Origin of the sequence: Streptomyces sp. CC208A (genome assembly GCF_030010625.1) — a bacterium.
In the GTDB taxonomy this organism is placed as follows: domain Bacteria; phylum Actinomycetota; class Actinomycetes; order Streptomycetales; family Streptomycetaceae; genus Streptomyces.
Genome location: NZ_JASCXN010000017.1, coordinates 1 through 17,660 on the forward strand (window position 1 = coordinate 1; position 17,660 = coordinate 17,660).

At 72.7% G+C, this 17,660-nt stretch carries 21 protein-coding genes and 1 pseudogene; all 22 read left to right on the forward strand.

Annotated features, from left to right (window positions below; genetic code table 11):
• Positions 1–379 (forward strand): annotated as a pseudogene (locus tag QK442_RS19205) (hypothetical protein); the annotation flags it as partial.
• A complete protein-coding gene (locus QK442_RS19210) occupies positions 376–2,175 on the forward strand; it encodes a hypothetical protein (protein ID WP_282695197.1) in 1,800 nt (599 codons plus the stop codon). The pseudogene QK442_RS19205 and the gene QK442_RS19210, both read left to right, overlap by 4 nt.
• Positions 2,176–2,402: 227 nt before the next feature.
• The gene (locus tag QK442_RS19215; RefSeq protein ID WP_282695328.1) at positions 2,403–2,873 is read left to right on the forward strand and encodes a hypothetical protein; all 471 of its coding nucleotides are present in this window, start codon (positions 2,403–2,405) and stop codon (positions 2,871–2,873) included.
• A 140-nt stretch (positions 2,874–3,013) separates the two neighbouring features.
• Positions 3,014–3,433 (forward strand): hypothetical protein, encoded by a 420-nt coding sequence (locus QK442_RS19220; protein ID WP_282695198.1) that lies wholly within the window; start codon positions 3,014–3,016, stop codon positions 3,431–3,433.
• 8 nt (positions 3,434–3,441) lie between these two features.
• Complete coding sequence (locus tag QK442_RS19225) at positions 3,442–4,290, forward strand: relaxase/mobilization nuclease (RefSeq protein WP_282695199.1); 849 nt, start codon at positions 3,442–3,444, stop codon at positions 4,288–4,290.
• A 14-nt stretch (positions 4,291–4,304) separates the two neighbouring features.
• Positions 4,305–4,988 (forward strand): hypothetical protein, encoded by a 684-nt coding sequence (locus QK442_RS19230; protein WP_282695200.1) that lies wholly within the window; start codon positions 4,305–4,307, stop codon positions 4,986–4,988.
• Positions 4,989–5,008: 20 nt separating this feature from the next.
• Positions 5,009–5,746, forward strand: coding sequence for a hypothetical protein (locus QK442_RS19235; RefSeq protein ID WP_282695201.1), 738 nt, complete (start codon positions 5,009–5,011; stop codon positions 5,744–5,746).
• Positions 5,743–6,402 (forward strand): hypothetical protein, encoded by a 660-nt coding sequence (locus QK442_RS19240; RefSeq protein ID WP_282695202.1) that lies wholly within the window; start codon positions 5,743–5,745, stop codon positions 6,400–6,402. The genes QK442_RS19235 and QK442_RS19240 overlap by 4 nt, the downstream gene beginning before the upstream one ends.
• A 38-nt stretch (positions 6,403–6,440) precedes the next feature.
• Positions 6,441–6,842, forward strand: coding sequence for a hypothetical protein (locus QK442_RS19245; protein WP_282695203.1), 402 nt, complete (start codon positions 6,441–6,443; stop codon positions 6,840–6,842).
• A gap of 47 nt (positions 6,843–6,889) precedes the next feature.
• Positions 6,890–7,294: a hypothetical protein gene (locus QK442_RS19250; RefSeq protein ID WP_282695204.1), complete on the forward strand. Its 405-nt coding sequence runs from the start codon at positions 6,890–6,892 to the stop codon at positions 7,292–7,294.
• Positions 7,291–8,106 carry a DUF317 domain-containing protein gene (locus QK442_RS19255; protein ID WP_282695205.1) on the forward strand — a complete coding sequence of 272 codons (816 nt, stop codon included), beginning with the start codon at positions 7,291–7,293 and terminating at the stop codon, positions 8,104–8,106. The genes QK442_RS19250 and QK442_RS19255 overlap by 4 nt, the downstream gene beginning before the upstream one ends.
• Positions 8,107–8,129: 23 nt before the next feature.
• Complete coding sequence (locus QK442_RS19260) at positions 8,130–8,954, forward strand: DUF317 domain-containing protein (protein ID WP_282695206.1); 825 nt, start codon at positions 8,130–8,132, stop codon at positions 8,952–8,954.
• Between the two features lie 93 nt (positions 8,955–9,047).
• Entirely contained in the window at positions 9,048–9,578 is a 531-nt protein-coding gene (locus tag QK442_RS19265) for a hypothetical protein (RefSeq protein ID WP_282695207.1), read from the forward strand.
• A complete protein-coding gene (locus QK442_RS19270) occupies positions 9,575–10,333 on the forward strand; it encodes a DUF317 domain-containing protein (RefSeq protein WP_282695208.1) in 759 nt (252 codons plus the stop codon). Before QK442_RS19265 ends, QK442_RS19270 begins: the two co-directional genes overlap by 4 nt.
• Before the next feature lie 48 nt (positions 10,334–10,381).
• Entirely contained in the window at positions 10,382–11,161 is a 780-nt protein-coding gene (locus QK442_RS19275) for a DUF317 domain-containing protein (protein WP_282695329.1), read from the forward strand.
• A 34-nt stretch (positions 11,162–11,195) separates the two neighbouring features.
• Entirely contained in the window at positions 11,196–12,989 is a 1,794-nt protein-coding gene (locus QK442_RS19280; RefSeq protein WP_282695209.1) for a type IV secretory system conjugative DNA transfer family protein, read from the forward strand.
• A gap of 63 nt (positions 12,990–13,052) precedes the next feature.
• Complete coding sequence (locus QK442_RS19285) at positions 13,053–13,619, forward strand: hypothetical protein (RefSeq protein ID WP_282695210.1); 567 nt, start codon at positions 13,053–13,055, stop codon at positions 13,617–13,619.
• A 152-nt stretch (positions 13,620–13,771) separates the two neighbouring features.
• Positions 13,772–14,602, forward strand: a complete 831-nt coding sequence (locus tag QK442_RS19290; RefSeq protein ID WP_282695211.1) for a hypothetical protein — start codon at positions 13,772–13,774, stop codon at positions 14,600–14,602.
• Positions 14,603–14,763: 161 nt separating this feature from the next.
• Positions 14,764–15,756, forward strand: coding sequence for a hypothetical protein (locus tag QK442_RS19295; protein ID WP_282695212.1), 993 nt, complete (start codon positions 14,764–14,766; stop codon positions 15,754–15,756).
• On the forward strand, positions 15,753–15,941 hold the full coding sequence (locus tag QK442_RS19300) for a hypothetical protein (RefSeq protein ID WP_282695213.1): 189 nt from the start codon (positions 15,753–15,755) through the stop codon (positions 15,939–15,941). The genes QK442_RS19295 and QK442_RS19300 overlap by 4 nt, the downstream gene beginning before the upstream one ends.
• Before the next feature lie 66 nt (positions 15,942–16,007).
• Positions 16,008–16,589: a hypothetical protein gene (locus tag QK442_RS19305; protein WP_282695214.1), complete on the forward strand. Its 582-nt coding sequence runs from the start codon at positions 16,008–16,010 to the stop codon at positions 16,587–16,589.
• Between the two features lie 115 nt (positions 16,590–16,704).
• Positions 16,705–17,517, forward strand: a complete 813-nt coding sequence (locus tag QK442_RS19310) for a hypothetical protein (protein ID WP_282695215.1) — start codon at positions 16,705–16,707, stop codon at positions 17,515–17,517.
• Positions 17,518–17,660 lie beyond the last annotated feature (143 nt).

Here is a 17,660-nt window from a genome sequence, read left to right on the forward strand (position 1 = left end):
CGCGAGCCGGTTCAGCGTGCAGATCCAGATCGGCACGGACTACGACCTCGCCCTGGCCTTGAAGATCGACGCCCGGGTGGTCCGGGTCGCCCGACACCTCTCCCGCCAGGTCGAACTCGGCGAGCTGGGCTGGGCCCCCCAGCTGCGGGAGCTGCTGAGCTACCAGCGGACCGAGGCTGTCCTCGGCACGAAAGCCGCGCTCGCGAACCTGGTCGGCATCGCTCCGGTGGAGGATCGCGACGCCGTCGCCGACGCCGTCATCAAGGCTGTCGGCGTCAAGACGATCGCGCCTCTCACCCTCGGCAAGCAGCTCCCCGCCTCGGCCGTCCGGCAGCCCCCGGGCAGCGCCGTCTCCGCGCACCGGGGCCGCTCGCGATGAGCGCCCACCGCCACGTCCAGGTCCCGGCCACTACGCCGGATGACGACGCCGACCTCGCGCGATGGGACGACGATGGCGCCCCGCCCGCGCAACCCCGCACCTCCCCGGACGCGTGGCTTCGCGTGGGAGCCGAACTCGGCGACCGTCTGGTCGCCCTCTCCGGCCGCCAGGACCTCCTCGTCACCTGCCGCCCCGGCACGCGCAGCGGCGCACCGGCCGCGTTCTTCCCCTCTCTGGGCGAGGTCGAGTTCGACGCCGGTCTGTTCGCCCCGCTGAAGCCTCACGAGATCCATCCGCGGGTCGTGGGCGACGAGGAGCGTTACCCGGCCGCCTGGGGCGTGTTCGTCCACGAGGCCGCGCACGCGGCCCACTCCGTCTGGACGGCGCCTGCCGGAGCGAACCCCCGCGTCGTCGAGGCCGCGCTCCTGCTGGAGGAGAGCCGCGTCGAAGGCGCACACCTGACCAGGCGGCCCACGGACCGCACGTACCTGCGCACCAGTGCCCGAACCCTGGTCATGCCCGACATCGCCCACCCCACCCTCCAGGGCATCGAGCACGCCGCCGGCATCGCGGCCCTGATCCTCGGCCGCCGGGACGCCGGCATCCTGGATGCCGGCGAGACCCAGGCCGTCGCCGACCTGTGCGAAAAGGTGCTGGGCGCCGACCTGCTGGCCACCCTCACCCGTATCTGGTCCGCAGCCCACCGGTGTGCCGACCACGACGCCACGACCATGCTGGCGCACGCCCAGGACTGGTGCGACGCCCTGGGCGCCGCCGCCCCCTCCCAGCCCGTGCCGGAGAACCTCAGCGATCTGCTGTCCGGTGCCGTGACGGTCGTCATGGACAACATGGCCGCCAACGACGCCGCCGACCTCGCGGCACACGCAGCCGCGAACAACGCCGTGGCCGCACGGTCCAGGGCACAGGCCAAGGACCGCGCCCAGCAGGCCGGCCAGCGACGCAAGGCCGCCGCCACCGCCAAGTCGGTCTTCAACCCCCGCGGCGCCACCGTCACCCCCGACGGCACACCGGCCCCCTACAGCAACCCCGTCACCGGAACCCGGCGGCCCACCGCCGCCGAGCAGAGCGCCGCCGCCCGTCTGAGCCGCGCCCTTCGCGCCGCCGCCTACCGCGAGCGGACCGAGGAGCGGATCACCAGCCCCACCCCGCCCGGCCGCCTCAACATGCGCCAGGCCCTCGCCCGTGACGCCCAGCGTGCCGCCGGCTCGATACCCACTGCAGAGCCGTTCACCCACACCCGGCGCCGCAACTCACCCACGCCACCCCTGCGCGTGGGGATCGCGGTGGACGTCTCCGGCTCCATGCGTGCCGCCTGCGGGCCCGTCGCCTCCGCTGCCTGGATCGTGGCCCGCGCAGCAGCCCTGACCGACCCCGACTCCCGTACCGCCACCATCGCCTACGACCATGATCTGACCGCACTGACCCGGCCCACCCACCGGGCGCCAGAGCGCGTGACGACGTTCAATGCCAACGGCGGCAGCCACAACCTCGGCGACGCCATCGACGCACTCGACCACGGCCTCGAACTCAGCCACCCCGGCGCCGGCCGCCTCCTCGTGATCGTCACCGACGCCCAGTACAACAGCGACGAAACCGCTCAAGCCGTCACCCGCGTCAAGCAGCTCACGACCGCCGGCTGCGCCGTACTCCAGCTCACCCTCACCGCGGAGTCCCGCCACCTGCCGGGGACCACCCTGCTCCACCTTCCCCGGCCCTCCAGCGCTCCCGCCGCCATCGCCACCGCGGCCACAGACGCCATCCGCAGGACACGCTGACGACGCAGAAGGCGGAAGCGTCCCCGAGACCACCGCCACGCACCCCAAACCACCTCCGTCCGCCGCATGAACCGTGCATCTGATGCACGACCCACCGCGACGACGCAGACCACCACCCCAACCGCCAACGAAAGGCACCCAATTTGAAGCCCCAGACCAGCAGCCCGACCTCGAACGCAACGTCCATCAAACGGAATTCCCCGGGGGTCAAGACCTCCTGGACCGTCATCCACAGCTGTGGACACGAAGTCACCCACAACTTGTCCGACCGGGCTGCCGACCGCCGGGCCGGGTTCGCCCGCTGGCTCGAAGCCAGGGACTGCAGCGCCTGCTGGAAGGCGGCGCGCGACGCCGACACCGTCGCGAAGGAGCAGTGGCTCGCCGCCCGGCGCGCCGAGGAGCAGGCGGCGGCCACCGAGTGGGCCGAGCGGTTCGGCATGCCGCCGCTGGAGGGGTCCGAGCGGGCCCTTTCCTGGGGCGAGCGCTCCCGGTTCGCTCTGGTCACCGCCGCGTACACGGCGCTGGTCACCGAAGGGAACTGGACCGAGGAGGACTGGGCGGTGCTGGAGGAGAAGGTCCGCACGATCGGCCATGCCGGGTGGTGGATCGACCAGCGCGAGGCCGACGCCAACGACCTTCCGGAACTGCTCGACGCCGCCACGAGCGACGACATCGGCACCGAAAACCCTTACCGATGACACCGGCAGAAGGCCGCGCCGCCGGGATGAGGGCGCATATATATAGCGCACAATTCCCGGTTAGGTAAACCGGGTTTTTTCCCGAACATGGAGTCACGACCTCAGCCGCCACCTGCGGTTTTCTGCGGAAGGACTCTGCCATGCCCGAACCCACCCGCCCCGGCTTCGCGCCCGCCGACACGATCACCGGCAACCGGGACATCACCCACGCCCACTTCGCCCCCGGCGACCAGGTCGTGGTCATCAAGGGTGTCGCCGACGGCGAACTGTGGGGCGAGGCGATGACCGTCGTGACCCCGTCGTGGCACACGCCCACCGACGAGGACGGGTGGCGGCTGCGCAACCCCAACGGCGGCGCGCAGACGTTCATCACCGGCCACCCCCGCTACCTCGTCCACCTCTCCAAAAGGTGCCCGGACTGCCTGATCTACCTGCGCGCCCTGGAGGACCACCTGCTGCCGAAGGTGCTCGGCGAGCAACCGGTCGACCTCGGCTGGTACCGGGTCACCGACCTCGGCCAGCTCCTCCACGCCGACGACGCCAAGGCGGTCGGCCGGTGATCCCCCGTGTGCACGCACGTGTCGACGCAGCCGGGCCCGTGCTCTCCACCATCGGCGACCGTACGATCTCCACCTCCGACAGGTTCATCTCGAACAACCTGGTGGCGTACGGGGCGGAATGGGACACGTCGTCAGCGGACGGTGAACCAGAACGCTGGTCCTCGGTGGACTGGGCCGAGTACCTCGATGAACCCTCGCTCGGACGTCCTGGTGCCGAGAGCACCGGGGAGGACCGGAGTGCCATCTTCCGTATCGATGTCCGCCTCGCCCCGGGCGACCGGGACCTGACGAGGCCGGAGTGGTCGGAGATCGCGCACCGATTCGCGCGGGCCGCCCGCATCGCGGTCCCGGGCGACGAGCAGGGCTGCCGGTGGATCGCCGTCCAGGCCCAGCCCAGGCGGCTCGACCTGATCGCCAGCCTCATCCGCCCCGACGGCTCCTGGCAGCCGCTTCCGTCCGGTCTGCTGGGCCGCCTGGCCCGTGAGGCCCGGCGGCTCGAGGACGACCTCGGCCTCATCTCCCCCCGGCGGCCCGCCACGCCAGGCGTCGCGGACTCCGCCGAGCGGGCGGCCATGCTGCTCACGCAGGTCGGCGACGAGACCTCCGGCCCGCTCGCCGGCGCTCGCGACGTCATCGAACACCTCGCCCAGCGCCTCGTCGGGCATCCCCAGGCTCACGTCCGAGAAGCCGCGCACCAACTGGAGTGGACGGCCCGCCGCCTGCGCGACTTCCAGCAGGACCTCACCACCACAGCCACCACCCTCAGCCGCCCGCAGGCCGCGGCACCCACACCCCCCGCGCCGGGTGTCCCCGCCCGCCCCGCAGCGGCCAGAACGGGAGCCCGGCCCATGACGTGATAGGGAAGTACCGCTTGGAGCCCGACGACCGCTACATCGACGTGCGGCGCGATCCGCACTCGTCCGAAGTCCTCGCCCACGGAGGCGACGCGGAAGCCCACAGCATCCTGCAGCGCACCGGCTTCATCCACGTGACCTCCTCGTTCGGGAACTTCCACCGGACTCCTGCCGGTCTCGACCAGGCCGCCGGGGACGCCCTGGCCACCGCCGCGGTGTCCGCTCTCCTCTCCGCCGGCTACTGGGTGACCTGCGATGAGCCGTTCGACACCGACCAGCACACCGCCCGCCAGCTGCCCCTCGGCGCCCAGGTCGCCGCCCTCGCCGACGACCTCCGCAAGGCCGCGACCGCCCAGGACGCAGCCGCGATCCTGACCGAGCTGACCGCCGCCCACGACGGAGTCCTGGCCGCAATCTTCCAAGTCCTCGACGCTACTGCGGAGTTCTTCGAGACTCTCGACCTGGGCTTCGACCGGCACACGGCATCCGTCGTACGCGACCGGGCGGGCCACCACCTCGCGATCGTCGCCACCGAGGTCCACCGGCTGCGCAACGAACTCGCCGACCGGCACGAAGCCCACCCCGCCCGCCGGTCCTGCCCGAGCGAAGTGGCCGCCCCCGAACGCGAAGCATTCCTCCCCCGCCCCCTGACCACCCTGCCGCCCCGGCTGCCCGCCCCGCCGCCGGCCCGGCGCCTTTGACCCACGCCTCAAGGACTCCCGTGCACGACACCGCCCCCAGCGACCTCGCGTCCTTCGCCACCGTCCTCGCCGGCGACTTGCCCGGCCGGTGGACCAGCCAGTACCACCCCGACCACGGCGGCACCGACTACGGCCACCTCGCCGCCGAGGTGTGGGACATGGACCAGACCGCCCACGCCATCGCCACCTACGGCGTCTACGACTGCGCGGTCCTCACTCGCGATGACGGCACCCGCCTGTTCGTCATCGACCGCCTCGACCAGGCCGAAGGCTTCCTCGTCGCCGCCATGGCCCCCGCCGGCCTGCCGGCTGCCGCGTATGCCGGTGTCCGCGAGCCCGACGGACTCGCCGTTCCCGCCGACCCCTTCCACGCCGCCGAGGCCGTCACGCTCCACCTGCTCCCCCGCTACGCCGACGCCGTCGCCCACGCCCGCCGCAACGCCGCCGCCCTCGCCTCGCCCCTGCCCGAACAGATCGAGCTCACCTGGGCCGACGACGCCCTGACCACCCCGGTCCCCGAGTCCGCCCCGCTCACCAAGCTGCTCGCCGAGCACGGCTTCCACCACGACACGGCCACGAACCTCCTCGTCCTGCCGGGCGACGACACCGCCGTGCAGGCACAGTCCGTCCGGGCCGTCGGCGCACGGCTCGCCGAACTCGGCGTCGGCATCGGCATGCGGCACCCCGCCCGCCCCGCGCTCGCCGCGGCCCGGCCCCTGGCCGCCCGCACCGCTCCGTCCGCCACCCGCAGCCGATGAACGACCCCGCGCAGGAGCCCAAGTTCCTCCTCCCCGACTACGTCACCATCACACGCGACCCGCGGACCGGGCTGGTCCTCGCGATCGGCGGAGACCAGCGCGCGGCCGGCATCCTGCAGACCACCGGCGGCTTCACCCAACACCCCGGTCCCAGCACCCACTACCACCGCCAGCCGGTCGCGATGCCCGTCGAGCAGCAGCGCATCGGGGCGACAGCCGCTGCCCACGCACTGCTTGTCGTCGGCTACAGCGTCTACCTCGCGCCCGAGCTCAACGTCCTCACCACCCCGGACGGAGACCGGGAAGCCGCCCTCCGATACCTCGCCCGGCTGTCCGAAACCGCTCGCCGGTCGAAGCCGCACGTACTGGCCGAGGTGATGGCGGAGATCGCCGCGCCGGAGGTCGGCGTGCTGCCCCGGCTCCGAGACGTGCTGGTCTCCGTGTGGACGTCCTGGGGCAACCAGGTACCAGCAGAGCCCCTGGCCGGCGGACCGGTCCAACGTCTGATGGACATCACCACCGTGCTGTCCAGGAAGGCCAGGGAGATCGAGGACTTGCGCACGCAAGCGGCCCGCACCCCGTCACCCGCCCCACCGTTCGGACCGCCCCCGCCCGCCGCAGGCACAGCAGCCAAGCCGCCGGCCCCACGCCGATAGCCACCAGCCTCGCCCCCTCTTCTTGCACGGAGTACGCCTTGAACGCCGCCGATGAGAACGGCACCGATGCCGAGATCTACCGCAAGACCGGCCACCCGGACCGGCTCCACATCGTCAGCCGGGCCGACGCGCCCGAAGAACTCCTCGACCTGCTCGACGCCGTCGGGCTGGAACGCCTGAGGGAGGAGACCGACGGCCCTGTCTACACCTGGCACGAGACCCCCGAGGGCCTGAGTCAGGAGGCCCAGCGCCAGCTCGCCACCCGCGCGATCCTCCCGCTCCTTGTCGCCGGGTACAACGTCAACATCGACCCCGACGAGTTCGACGTGACCGCCTGGGCCCAGGCCATGCAGGCCCACCGCGCCTCCCAGAGCCGGACCGCCGGGCCCTCCCAGCCCCCGCCACCGCCGGCCGTCGGCCCCACCCGTCCCCGGCGCTGACCCTCGCCCCCGCTCCGGGACTCCTTCCCGCCGCCTCCTGGAGGCCCATGCTGAACCAACGCCCCGCTCCCACGACCTACGGCGCCTACCAGGCCCGCAGCATCGCCACCCGGCTCGACCACCTCAACGACTACCTGACTCAGCCAGGCACACCATCCGACACTGTGGCCGTCCTGGCCGACGTCTTCGACCCCGAGCACGGCGCCCTGGCCGCGTTCGCCAATCTGGCCGCCACCGCCAGCCGCTTCGCCCAGGACCAGGCCACACGCGGGCTGCTGCCGCCCGAGGTATGGCTCGCGCTGGGCCGCGCCGCCAACGAACTGCACGACATCGGTCTCGACCTCGAAGAACACCTCGACACCCTCACCGCCTCCGCTGCCCCCGGCCCTTCCGCCGGTGAAACCGCCAGGCCCCCGGCACCGGCACCGCTCGTCGTACGGAGGCACCGGTGACCCCCAAGCAGCACCCGAACTGGGGCGACAGTGATCACGCCGAGCAGCACTACCTCGTCGAGCCCCGGCATCTGGCCGGCGGCGGCGACCTGCGGCACGTGACCGAGTTCCTGCGCGCCTCCGGCTGGACGGACCGCTCGACCACAGGCGGGCCGCTCGTCTTCGACCGCTCCGACCACCTGGCCCGCGTCGTCTACGACCCGAACGGCCGGCCGGGCGGCTGGCACATCCAGGGCCAGCCCACCGCGACCGAGCCCGGCTGGCAGGTCACGTTCACGCGTCAGACTCCGGTGGAGATCGTCGCCGGATTCACCGACGCCCTCACCCGCGAGCGCTCCGCCCACGCCCCCAACCCCTGGGCGCCGCTCCAGCAGCAGCACTGGCAGACCGAGCGCTCCCAGCATTTCACCGCCGTCAGCCCCGACCGAAACGCATGGCTGCAGTTCCACCAGACCGGACCCGGCCAGGCCCACTGGTGGGCCGGAGCCCGCACCGAGCACGGCCGGACCTGGGACGCGGTCTTCTCGGCCACAACCCCCATGCACCTGATCGAGCACTTCTCCATGGCGCTCGCCGACCCGCAGCCGGTCATGCGTCCCCGCGGTCACGTGCCGCCCTCGAAGCGGATCCGGACGACGTCGGTGTCGGTGCGGCCCTCGGAGCTCGGCGCCTGGCAGCAGGCCCGCATCACCGCCGCCCGCGCCGCGACCTGGGCCCGCCACTCCTGGGCCACCGCCCGGCCCCGCACCCGCAAGCCGGATACGGCCCGCCCGTACGCCACGGCCGGCGGCGCCGCCCGCAGCCGCTGCTAGACCTCTCCGACGGAGCCACCACCATGATCACCCGGCGTCAGCTGGACGCCTTCGCCCACGAATACGCGAGCAAGCTCGGCTCGCCGGTCTCCCCGCGCTACCTCGCCGGCCCCGGCGACCCCCGGCACGTCACACACGCCCTGTGTGCTGCCGGCTGGAGCGTGCCCTGCGACCCGCTGCACCCGGCGATCCGCATGCAGAGCCCCGACCAGCAGCACGAGCTGGTCTTCAAGCCCTCCGCCCAGTACACGCGCGCCTGGTGGACGGTGCACAGCGGGCTCGGCCCCGATCACTGGTACGCCGCGTTCAGCGGCGACACGCCAGTGGAGATCGTCGCCGCGCTCACCGACACCCTCCTGCTCCCCGAACCGGAGGGGAGCGCCCGGGAAGGCTTCGCGGCCGTCCTCGCAAAACGCGGCTGGGAGCACACCACCGATGTGCTCGGCAGTCACCGGATCGTGTCGCCCGACCGCACCGTGCTGGTCGAACAGCGGATCTCGCCCTCCATGGGCCGTTGCGGCTGGGAGATCGAGGTCGCACGCCACCGGGGACCGTACGGGCCCGAGGGGCGGTTGTGGCGGGCCTCGTTGGACATCCCGCCCGGCCATGTGCTCGGTGCCCTCGCCACCGCCCTGTCCGATCCGGCACCCGTGCCGCGCCCGCGCTTCGCCATCGACGAAAGCCCGCACCTGACCGTGGGCCGGGAGGTCGTGATCGGCGAACAGATCGTGGCCGCGCACCAGGAGCGTCTCGCCCAGGCCCGCCGGCCCCGTCCCGCCACGACACCGGTCGCGGCCAAGCCGACGCCGCACACACCCGCAATCGCGCCTCCCGCCCGCAGCCGCTGACCACCGCCATCGACCCAAGGAAACACCCTGACCACACCACCCCCTTCCCCGTCCGACCGCCACGCCCTCCTGCTCCACCGGCTGAAGGTGTACATGACCGAGAGCGAGGCGATCCTCGCCGCCTGGGACGCCTACTCCGACCAGCACACCGACGCCGACTCCGGCGGCTGGCCGTACGACACCTCGTCGTACGGCTGGCGCATGGTCCAGCGCGACGCCGAGACCTGGCGCGCCTTCCAGCCGGTCCGCTCCTCGGCCCGGGAGCTGCTCGCCACCGCCGCCGTCCAGCTCCAGCACCTCAACGCCGCCGATGTCGAGCCCCGATGGGCCTGGCAGCTCGCCGAGCTCACCCGCGCCCTGGACAAGCTGGAGACGCTCCGGCGCGGGCATGCCGAGGTCCGCGAAGCCCGGCGGGACTTGCCGCCGGTGCCGCAGAAGGAGTTCGTCGACTCCCTTGCCGAGCGCAACGAGGAGGCGTGGGACTACCTGAACACCTGGGCCACCCAGGGCCGGGCCCTCCTCGACATCCACGCCGTCGCTCTCAAGGCGCCCGCACGGGTCGCGGGCGCCGGACCGGCCCCGACGGCGTCACCGGCACACCGCCCGGCGGGGAGGAGCAGGTGAGCATCGCGGTCGAGCAGGCGCTCATTTCGCCCCGCTACCTCGCCAGCCCCGGCGACCCTGCCTGGGTCACCGCCGCCCTGCACGCCGGTGCCGGGTGGAGTCACGGCCACGACCCGCTCATGCCCCGGGTCGTCCTGACCAGCCCCGACCAGAAGTCGATGCTGCGCCTCGAGCCCCGTCTGAACGAGCCGTGGTGGCGCCTCTCGCACCGTGACGGCCGCACAGGGTCGGTCTGGAGCGCCGCTTTCGACGGGGGTACGCCCGTCGAGCTGATCGCCGCGGTCACCGACGCGCTCACCGACCCTGGCTACGACGCGCGGGCGATAACCGCGCCCTACCAGCCGTTGTGGCAGGCCGGATGGGACTCCATCCACAACGGGGCGTTCCGTTCGCCGGACGGCCGCGTGAGGGGCGAGCGCCACAGCGTCTCCGGCAGCAGTAACTGGCGCATCACCGCCAGCGTCGACGAGGACGACCCCGTGTGGCACGCCTGGTTCGCCGGCGCCACACCCCGAGTCCTCGTGGCCGCGTTCATGCGGGCACTCTCCGATCCCGAGCCGGTGTTGCGCACCCGTGAGCAGACCGTCGGTCTCTCCCGACGCCGGATCACCCTGCACTGGCAGGAGCAGCCGGCCGAGCGTGTCGCCCGGGCGCTGCCCGAGCGGATCGAGCACCTCGCCGCCCGCCGCGCCATCACTCCTGCGCCGCCGGCCCCGCCTCCCGCCTCACCGCCGGCGCCCCGACGCACCTCCTGACGCCCTCGCCTGAGCCCCCGACCGCCGTACTTCGATACGGAGATGAGCATGTCCCCAGCCCCCGAGACCATCGAGGTCGACTTCATCACCCCGCGCCACCTCGCCGGCGGCGGCGACCCGGCCTGGATCACCGTCCCCCTCCACCGCGCCTGCGGCTGGAGCCACGGCAACGACCCCCTGATGCCGCACGTCCTGCTCTCCAGCCCCGACCAGAAGGCCATCCTTAACCTCGAACCCGACCCCGACGGGCAGTGGTGGACCCTGCAGCACGCCCCCGGCCCCGACCGGCCCGCCTGGTACGCCAGCTTCGGCGCCCGTACGCCGGTCGAACTCATTGCCGCCGTCACCGACGCCCTCACCGGTCCGGCCCCGGCCGCGAGCGCACCATCCGACCCGTACGAGCCGCTCCGGGAGATGGCCTGGGCCCCCGCCGTCGGCGCGCCGGGATCCGTCTCCCCCGACGGCACCGTGCACGTCCAGCGTCTTGGCAGCGCGGAGGAACCAGGCGCCTGGTTCGTCACGGCCACGCTGGGCCGCAACCGGCCGGTGTGGCAGGCCCGCTTCGGCGAGCACACCCCTGCCCACCTGGTCACCGCGTTCACCACCGCACTCGCCGACCCCCGCCCCGTGCTGCGCACCCACGGCTCGCGCGGTCTGCCGACCCGCGATCCGAGCATCGTCACGCGTCAGACCACAGACGTGCTCGCCGTCCTCGTCACCTCCGCCCTCAAAGAACGTGTCCAGTCCCTCGCCGCTCGCCGTGCGACCCCGCCGGCAGGCCCGAGCTCCCCGCCGTGGCCGCCGCCCGCGAGCGGTCGCAGCCGCTGAACCATCCGCCCCCTGCCCGGAAGCACATAGCCCTTTGCCGCCCTCCACCAACAGTTCCGCTGACGGCTACGGCATAGCCCTGAAGTTCCTCCTCGGCGCCTTCGCCGTCGGCCTCCCCCTCGCCTCCATCGCCTGGCTCGGCGGCAACCTCGTCGCCTGGGCCACCGGTACCGGCCCCTGGGCGCCCTACCGGCCTGCCGATGCCCTCCTGCGCCCCGAACAGCTGTGGCCGCAGGTCGGAGAAACGTCTCTGCTCCTTGCCACCCGCATCTTGCCCGTCCTGGTGACGCTGCTGCTCGCCGCCGCGGGCGCAGCTGCGTGGCTGAGGTACAAGAACCGGTCCGGCGGCCGGAAGAAGAAGGTCGACGGGATGGCGAAGGCCCGCGACATCGAGCCGCTGCTCGCCAAGGCCATCGAGTCCAAGGCGCGCTCGCTGCGGCCGAGTCTGAAGAACGCCAGGCACATCGAGCCGCGCGACGCCGGCATCCTCCTCGGCAACCTCCAGGGCACCAAGCACGAGGTCCGTATGGGCTTCGAGGACGTCGCCGTCGCCATCATGGCCCCGCGCTCCGGCAAGACCACCTCGCTCGCGATCCCGTCCATCCTCGCCGCGCCCGGGCCGGTGCTGTTGACCTCGAACAAGGCCGCCGGCGACGCCTATACCGCGTGCTACGACGCCCGGTGCCGGGTGGGGCGGGTGTGGTCGATGGACCCGCAGCAGATCGCCCACGCCGAGCGGACCATGTGGTGGAACCCGCTCGCCGACGCCAAGACCCTGGACGGCGCCGGGCGCCTGGCAGGGCACTTCCTCGCCGCGTCCGTGGACGCGAGCCAGCAGGGCGACTTCTGGTCCAAGGCCGGCAGCAACATCCTGTCCCAGTTGTTCCTCGCCGCCGCGCTCGACGAGCGGCCGATCACCGACGTGATGCAGTGGCTGGCGTTCCCCGCCGACCGCACCCCGCTCGACATCCTGCGCGACCACAAGTTCACCGCGGTCGCCTCCCAGCTCAAGGGCACCGTCGAAGGCCCGCCCGAGACCCGCGACGGCATCTACGAGACCGCCCGGCAGTACGCCGCCGCCCTGCTCAACTCCGAGATCGCCGCCTGGGTCACCCCCCAGAAGGACGTGCCCGAGTTCCGCCCGGCCGAGTTCGTGACGTCCACCGACTCCCTGTTCCTGTTGTCGAAGGACGGCGGAGGCGGCGCGAGCGCGCTGATCGCCGCCTGCGCGGACTCCGTGATGCGGGCGGCGACCGCCCAGGCCGAACGCGCCGGCGGCCGGCTCGACCCGCCGATGCTCGCGATCCTCGACGAGGCCGCCAACGTGTGCAAGATCTCGGACCTGCCCGACCTGTACTCCCACCTCGGGTCGCGCGGGATCATCCCGATCACCATCCTGCAGTCCTACCGCCAGGGCCAGCGAGTCTGGGGCGACGCGGGCATGGACGCGATGTGGTCCGCGTCCACGGTGAAGGTGATCGGCTCCGGCATCGACGACCCGGACTTCGCCGACAAGCTCTCGCGGATGATCGGCGACCACGACGTGGAGACCACCTCCACCTCGGTCTCCGAGTCCGGCAAGTCGACCTCGGTCAGCATGCGGCAGGAGCGGATCCTGCCCGCCGACGCCATCCGCGCCCTGCCCAAGGGCAGCGCCCTGTGCCTGGCCACCGGCATGCGCGTGGCGATGCTCGACCTGCGCCCCTGGTACGCCGAGCCCGGCGCCGACGAGCTCGCCGCCGCCTCCGCCCGCGCCTCCAAGGCCATCACCACCCGAGCCGTCGCCAAACACGCCCCGCAGCAGAGCGACTTCGGCCAGGCCGCATAACCACCCCCCGCGCTGCAGGAAGCTCCGCCCCCACGCGCTCGTCCCCTCCCGCTCCGGAGCCCTGTGAAGATCATCGACCTCGCAGAACAGACCCGCCTCTTCGCACAGACCCCGGGGGAACTCGCCGATCTCCGGACCGAGATCGAAGGCGTACAGGCCGGAGACATCAACCGGCCCGTACGGGAGATCGCCCCGATCGCCGTACGCACCCATCACCTGGCAATCAGGTGCCTGCAGCAGCTCGACACCCTCTCGACCAGCCAGTACGCCGGCATGAAGGACGGCCACGAGAACCTCGCGTACCTCTCCGAGGCCGCCCTGCGGATCTCCGTCGCCGCTTCCTTGTGCACCTACGGCATCACCGGGCGCACCGACGCCCTGCTCTACCAGGACGGCGACCGGACGGCCCAGACCAGCCGCCGTGACCTCGCCGAGGCGGTCACGGAACTCGACCACGCGGCTGACACCTACCGCGTGCTCGCCCAGAACCTCTCCCGGCGTCTGGCCTCCGCCGCCGCCCGTGCCGAGGACCGGCTCCTGATCGACCGTGCTGCCGCCGAGCACACGGGGGCAGCCGTGAAGGTGCCCAGTGTCCCCTCCGCGCCCGTCGGCCGGGCCCGGGCCCGGTAGCCCGCCCCCGGGCTGCCACCGCAGGGCCTTGCTCACCGCACCCGGGTCCGTGCCCCTCCCGGCCCGGCCCCCTTAGTCCCGTACGACCGTGCCCCGCAGTCGACACGGCGCCGAACCCGCTGAACCCCGATGCTACGGAGTCCACCTTCACCATGCGCAAGATTGACATTCCCCTGCAGATCGACCACCTCCGCACCCTCGGCGCCGACTTCGCCGCGCTGCACACCACCGTCACGGCACTGGACTCCCTGCCTGGGAGCGACGCGCTGCACCAACTCACCCCGAGGATCCTCGACATCCACGAGCTGGTCGGCCGCACCCTGGTGCGGCTGTCCGTTCTCGACAACAGCCAGTACACAGCGGTCCCCGGCAGCCGCGCTTCCCTGAACGCGCTCCTCTCTGTCCTCGAGGCCGCCTCCACCGCCGCCTCAGCCTTGTCGGCAGCGGTGGCCGCCAACCCGCTCGACGCCACCGGGTTCGACGGCGGCCCTCGGAACGACGACACAGCCGAGCGTCAGGCACGGCACGCCAAGGCCATGTCCATCCTGGCCAAGAACCTGTCTCGGGCCGCCCGCCAGCTCGCCCTCTGCGCAACCGGCTGCCGGTACACCGCCTCCAACATCACCCGTAGTCTCAAGGAACACCCCGAGCACCAGCCGCGGCTCCCGCAGCTGACCGCTGCGCAGTACGCGGTCCTCGACAAGGTGGCCCGCGGCGGAGCCCGCCGCTACGACAGGGGCCGCGGCAAGGGCATGAGCGTCAAGGCCAAGGACGGCAGCACGGTCCACCCGACGCCCTTCGGCGTGCTCGAAGAGCACCGTCTGGTCCGCATCGACACCCGGTCCTCCGCGTTCGCGGGCCAGGACATCACGGTCACCGCCGCCGGAGAACTGGCCCTGGCCACGCAGCAGCCCGGCGGTCCGCAGCCTGCCGCGCCAGCCGCCGGGCCCGTGATCGGCAAGGCGGGCGGGCGGCGTCGCTGAACGGTTCCGGGCCCGGCGACCACGCCTTCGCCGAGCACACGCTGACCGCCACGAAGGTCCCAGTGCCCCTCCGTACTCGGGCCCGCGCTCCGCCCGGCCCGGCCTCACCTCCCTGGACGGCCACACGTCCGCATCCGCGCGACCGCAGGAAAGCCCTCTTCGTGAACGAACCCACCCCCGCCCGAGCCCCCACCAGCTGCCCTCAGGCTCCTCCGCAGGCCGGCGCTGAGGCTCCGCACGCCGCCGGGCCGAAGGACCGCCGTCCCGACCGCTACAACTGGGAACTGGCCCGCGGGCCGATCACCGCGTTCGGGGAGGCCAAGGCGCTGTCCGCATGGGCCAATGACCCGCGCTGCGCGGTCAGCCGCGAGGCGCTGCGGACACGGCTCGCCCTGGGATGGCTGCCCGAGGACGCGATCACGCGCGAACGTCACGACAGGCCGGTCCTGGAATACACCTACCAGGGAAGGACTTTGACGCTTCGCGGATGGGCGGAGCAGGCGGGGATCAAGTACCACACCTTGTACAGGCGCCTTACGGCAGCGGGGATGACGTTCGAGGAGGCTCTCCTCAAGGGTTCCGACGGCCCCGACTTCACCCTGCCGGTCATAGCGTTCGGCGAGACCAAGCCCCTTTCTCGCTGGGCTGTCGACCCTCGCGCTGGCTGCACCGTGACCACGATGCGGCGCCGTATCGCCGAGGGGTGGGAGCCCGAGCAAGCCATCACCGAACAGCCGCACAACCGTACGACGCTGGGCAGCGGCGTTCCTCACCGGGCGTTCGGGCTCAGCATGGGGCTGGAGGACTGGGCCCGACACACGCAGATTCCCGTCGGCACCCTGCGCCAGGTCATGGACCACCACGGCCTTCCCCTGGAATCCACCCTCCATGCCCTGGGCTGGAGCCCTCACGTCGAACCCGGCACGGTGCACGACCTGATCGCGGTACCGCCCGAGCATCTCCGCCCGGGCGACCGGATCCTCGGCGTCTCGGCCGCCGACGGTCCGGTGCCCGTCTTCACCGTCCGCCGTCCCTCCCCGCCGTCGCGGTCCCAGCCCCGCGCCTCCGGCCCGCTGCCCGCGCCCCTGGTGCCCGCCTCCGTCCCCGGGGCCCCCGCCCGGCGCTCCGGGGCCGAGAAGGGGCGGCGCCCATGACGCCAGCCGAGCACAACGGTACGACCGCCGCGGAGGCACCAGAGGTGCCACCACCCGCTCTTCTCCTCGCCCTGGCCGAGGAGTTCGCCAGCTTCCACGACGACCTGCAGCTCCTGCGCGTCGGGGAGCATCTCTCGCGGGAGATCGCCGAGGCTCTCGCGACGCAGGCGGGGGCCATCTCCTGATACGTCCAGGACGTCCAGAAGGCGGTCGGGCGGATCCACCTGCCCCTCAGTCCGGTCGCCGACGACGTGTACATCCGGCTGACGCTGCTCGCCACGCAGGCCGCGACGGCCGCCGACGACCTGCGGATCGCCGAGAGCCTCCTGCTTACTCTCTCCACCGAGGAAATGGCGCAAGGTCCTGGCGGCCGTACAAAACACGTCCAGGACACACTCATCGAGGCGGGGCGACACGTGGCCGCGGCCCGGACCCTGACCGCCCTGGGGGCACCCGACCTCGTCGGTGCCGCCGCCGATCTCGCGGGCGCGGTGCGTTCCCAGCACGGCGCCGAGCCCGCCGCTTCGATGTCGCCGTCCCAGTACCTGTGCCTCATGGCCACCGCCCAGGGCTACGTCAGCGTGGAGGCCCGAGCGGTCGAAGAAGCCCGGCTGCGCTACGACCGGTTGTCCATGGCCACGGTCCGCTCCCTGGAGGCGCGGGGCTGGATCACCCGGGCGCCCCGCCCGGTGGGCAGGTCCCTGTTGGTGCGCTTGTACCTGACCGGCGCCGGCCGTGTGGCGCTCGCCTCGCGGCTCGGGCGTCCCTCCGTTCCCGCCTCGAAGCGGCCTGCCGCGCTCGCGGCACAGCCCGCCCGAACTCGACGGCGCTGAACCCGGGGACCGCCGTGACGGCGCCCCTGCCGAGCCGCCTTGCCCGGCGATGGGGCCGACGACGCCCGCGAGCACCCGCCCCCGCCTTCTCCCCCACTTCAAGGAGTCCCGTTTCTTGTCCCACCCGTTCACTCCCGGCCCGATCGACGAGGACCTGTGGGCCCTGACCCAGTACCTGCTGAAGTGCGGCGACCTGCTCGACGATCTCCAGCGACAGCCGGGCGAGCCGCCGCAGCGGCTGGCGGACACCATCCGTACGGGCAGCGCTCTGTACCGGACCTCGCTGCACACCGGCAAGCTCCTGGCCCAGGCGGCGCTCTCCGACGCGGCGACCACCGTCGACGGCCAGGAGGCGATCGCCGTCCTCCGCCGCCTGACCGAGGCCACCTCGAACGCCGCCGCGCGGGCGTCGGACGCCCTCTCCGCGCTCGCCCACGGCGACACCGCCGCGGCCGGCCGTCTGCTGGAGCAGTCCCGCGCGCACCTGTACCGGACACCAGTGGCCGTCCAGGACGTCAGCACCGCCCTGCTGCGGCACGACGGCTTCCTCTACGCCCAGGAGCTGGCGGAGCGCGAGCGTCTCGGCGCCGGCTCCCCCGCCGTCAAGGTCAGCGAAGCGCAGCGCAAGGGTCTCGCCTTGCTCGCCCGCGGTGAGGCCGTCCTCCACACATCCGACGGCGGCACCCGAGAAGTCGTCGCTCCGCCGGCCGCGCATATAAGGGCGACCACCATCGACGCGCTCGTCGACAAGCAGCTGATCGCCCTCACTTCTCTCGTCCAGCAAGGCCGGTACGGCGTGCGGCTCACGACCGCCGGCGTCCAAGCCCTCGTATCCGCGCCTCCGGCCCGGAACCACGGCCTCGTGCTCACCGCGCCGGCACCGGTCGGGACGAAGGGCACCACACTGCCCGCCCGTCGGCGACGGTAACGCCCCTGTCCACAGAGAAGCCGCTCCGTCGGCCTCCCGCGCGTCCAGCGGACGCCGCCGCCTCCGGCTTCGCCCCGTCGGCCACGGGGAGCCGTCCCGGCTCGCCACCTACCGCCCCGCTGCCTTCGTCCGCGCAGGCGCCC